Here is a 3,389-nt window from a genome sequence, read left to right as displayed (position 1 = left end):
ATCGTGGCCGCGGTGATGGGCGTGGTGCACACCATGGCCTCCGCCGACAAACCGCCCGCGATCCTGGGCGAGATGATCGCTCAGGCGCTGGTCGGCACCTTCCTCGGGATTCTGCTTACGTACGGGCTGATCGGACCGCTCGCGAGCGTCGCCGAACAGCGCGTGACTGAATCGACCAAGATGTTCCAGTGCATCAAGGTAACGATTCTCGCCAGCCTCAACGGTTATGCCCCGGCGATTGCCGTGGAATTCGGCCGCAAGGTGCTCTTCTCGACCGAACGCCCGTCGTTCGCCGAGCTGGAAGAGCACGTGCGCCGCGTCAAGGCCAAGTAACGGGCGCCGGGAACCGATCCGATGAGCAAGGACAAAGACCGCGCCATTGTCGTCAAGCGCGCCGCGCCGAGGAAGACCGGCCACCATGGCGGCGCGTGGAAGCTCGCGTATGCGGACTTCATGACCGCGATGATGGCGTTCTTCCTGCTGATGTGGCTGCTGAGTTCGGCCTCCTCCGTGCAATTGAAAGGCATCGCCGATTACTTCAACCAGCCGTTGAAGCTCACGCTGTGGGGCGGCGATCGCAGTGCCGTGGATTCGAGCATTCTGAAGGGCGGCGGCCGCGATATTTCGACCAACACGCCGGGCGTGAACCACTCAACCGACGGGACCAGCAGCCGCGCCGAGCTCGCCGCGATGCATCGCGACGAAGATTCGGTCGCCCAGACGCAAGGCGAGATGGAACGCCGTGAGCAGGTCCGTCTGCACGATCTGCAGGTCAAGCTGATGGCCGCGATCGAAGCGAACCCGGTGCTGCGCCAGTTCAAGCAGCAGATCCGCATCGACTCGACGCTGACCGGCCTGCGCATCGAAATCGTCGACTCGCAGAAGCGGCCGATGTTCGCGACGGCGAAAGACGTGGTTGAACCGTATATGCGCGACATCCTGCGCGAAATCGGCCACACGTTGAACGACGTGCCGAACCGCATCATCGTGCAAGGGCATACGGATGCCGCGCAATATGCCGGCGGCGAGAAAGGCTATAGCAACTGGGAACTGTCCGCGGACCGCGCCAATGCATCGCGCCGCGAGCTGATCAGCGGCGGCATGGACGAGGCGAAGGTGATGCGCGTGCTCGGACTCGCGTCCACGCAGAACCTGAACAAGGCCAACCCGATGGACCCGGAAAATCGCCGCATCAGCATCATCGTGCTGAACAGGAAGTCGGAGGAGGCGCTTGACCATGACGACTCCACCACGACCACCTTGTCGGACGATGCAGCCGGCTCCAAGCCGCTGCTGCAAAGACTTGCGCAACCGGCGACGGTTGCACCGAAGCTGCCGGCGGGAGTGCCGGCAGCCCAGTAACAGACAGCGGTCGGCTAACCGGAGCCTGCGCTCAGAGGGCGCGGCCGGCCAACCGATCCATGGCATAAGTGCAGCGAGGTTTTCATGATCAGGCACATCCTGGCAATCGACGATTCGGCATCGATGCGGCAGATTCTCGCTGCAACGCTGACGACGGCCGGCTATGAAGTGACGCTCGCGGCGGACGGCAACGAAGGGCTCGAAAACGCGCTCGCCATGTCGTTCGACCTCGTGCTGACGGACCAGTACATGCCCGGCAAGACCGGCCTCGATCTGATCACGGCGCTGCGCGGCAACCCGGCCTATCAGGCGACGCCCATCCTCGTCCTCACGACGGAATCCGGCGAGCCGTTCAAGGCGGCGGCGCGGGCCGCGGGGGCGACCGGCTGGATCGAAAAGCCGCTCGACCCCGACATGCTGACGGAGCTGGTGGCGGCACTGGCCGAAACGGACCCGGCATGAGCGCCACCTGAACGCCACCTGAGCGCTTATATCAGCGCCACCTTTAGACAAGTTATAGAAGCTCTCGACGCGGCGGCACGGCAGCCTAAGCCTAGACAGGAACTCTCGCGGTGACCCAGGCATGACACTCGATATCACTCAGTTCTATCAGACGTTCTTCGACGAAGCGGACGAACTGCTCGCGCAGATGGAGCAGTTGCTGCTCAATCTGGACATCGCGGACCCGGACCCCGAAGACCTCGCGGCGATTTTCCGCGCGGCGCACTCGATCAAGGGCGGCGCGGCGACGTTCGGTTTTACCGCGCTGACGGAAACGACCCACATTCTCGAATCGCTGCTCGACCGCGCGCGCAACAACGAACTCACCTTGCGCAAGGACATGATCGACACGTTCCTCGAAACCAAGGACGTGTTGTCGGGCCAGCTCGCCGACTATCGCGCGAGCGCCGAGCCTGACGCCGCGGTCGCCAAGGCGATCTGCGCGAAGCTTGAACAGTTGCACCAGGAAAGCCGCCTGGGCGACGCGCCGGCGGCGGCGCCTCAGGCAGCACCCGCGGCCGCAGCGAGCGCGGCAGCAGTAGAAGCACAAACCGCCGTACACACAGCGGCACAAGGTGGCAACCCGCCCGAGCACGTCGTCGAACAGGCGGTGCAGGTGGTGCAGGGGGCGGGTGAATGGACTGACGGCGACCCGGCACAGACCGGGCAAGCCGCGGGCGCCGGTGAAGAGGCCGGGCCCTATCTGAAAATTACGCTACGGGGCGTAGGTGAGAAGGACCAGGAACTGCTGGCCGAAGAGCTCGGCAACCTGGGCAACATCGTCGCGCAGGTCAAGAGCAGCGGCGAACTGACGCTGTGGCTCCAGACCGATGTAACCGCCGACGACATCATCGCCGTGTGCTGTTTCGTGATCGACGAAAGTCAGATCTCGATCGGCCGCGGCACCGCACCGGCGGACGAGACGCAGCAAGGCGAACCTGGAACGCCCGACGCTGCCGATTCGTCCCCGGCGCAAGCAGCACAGGCGGAGCAGGCAGCATCGTCGGCACAGGCGGCCCACACCGCTGCGCCCGCTCAAGCCGCTGCCACGCATGGATTGTTCGACACCTCGGCGTCGCAAGCGACGACCCCGGCGCCCGCCGAAGCTGCACCCGCAGCGGCGAGCGGCGCACCGGCGGGAGGCCCGGCGACCAGCGCGGCAACAAACGCCGCAACCACCGCAGCGGCCGACCACGACCGCAAGGCGGGCCGTCCGGCCGCGGCGGCAGGCGGCGCGGAAGGCAGTTCGATTCGCGTCGGCGTCGAGAAGGTCGATCAGCTGATCAACCTGGTCGGTGAACTGGTGATCACGCAGGCGATGCTGGCCGAGACCACCAGCACGTTCGATCCGGCATTGCATGACCGGCTCTTCAACGGCATGGCGCAGCTCGAGCGCAATGCGCGCGATCTGCAGGAAGCGGTGATGTCGATCCGCATGATGCCGATGGATTACGTGTTCAGCCGCTTCCCGCGTCTGGTGCGCGATCTGGCGGCGAAACTCGGCAAGGAAGTGGAACTCGTCACCT

The 3,389-nt window shown here is 65.0% G+C and carries 3 protein-coding genes and 1 pseudogene; all 4 read left to right on the top strand.

Going from position 1 to position 3,389, the window contains the following annotated elements:
• Positions 1-333: pseudogene (locus tag QOC89_RS20760) on the top strand (flagellar motor stator protein MotA); the annotation flags it as partial.
• Between the two features lie 21 nt (positions 334-354).
• Positions 355-1,362 carry a flagellar motor protein MotB gene (gene motB / locus QOC89_RS20755; RefSeq protein ID WP_323046737.1) on the top strand — a complete coding sequence of 336 codons (1,008 nt, stop codon included), beginning with the start codon at positions 355-357 and terminating at the stop codon, positions 1,360-1,362.
• Between the two features lie 84 nt (positions 1,363-1,446).
• Entirely contained in the window at positions 1,447-1,824 is a 378-nt protein-coding gene (locus QOC89_RS20750) for a response regulator (RefSeq protein ID WP_323046736.1), read from the top strand.
• A gap of 121 nt (positions 1,825-1,945) precedes the next feature.
• Positions 1,946-3,389, top strand: a 1,444-nt coding sequence (locus QOC89_RS20745) for an Hpt domain-containing protein (RefSeq protein ID WP_323046735.1), incomplete at its 3' end; no start/stop codon positions are given.

The organism is Paraburkholderia sp. (assembly GCF_034668105.1).
GTDB lineage: Bacteria > Pseudomonadota > Gammaproteobacteria > Burkholderiales > Burkholderiaceae > Paraburkholderia.
The sequence above is the reverse complement of the archived record's forward strand: the minus strand, read 5'-3'. Positions and strand labels throughout refer to the sequence as shown.

Bases quoted from the DNA above. Each gene is read 5' to 3' on its own strand.
- motB (WP_323046737.1), top strand. From the start codon at position 355: ATGAGCAAGGACAAAGACCGCGCCATTGTCGTCAAGCGCGCCGCGCCG.
- QOC89_RS20750 (WP_323046736.1), top strand. From the start codon at position 1,447: ATGATCAGGCACATCCTGGCAATCGACGATTCGGCATCGATGCGGCAG.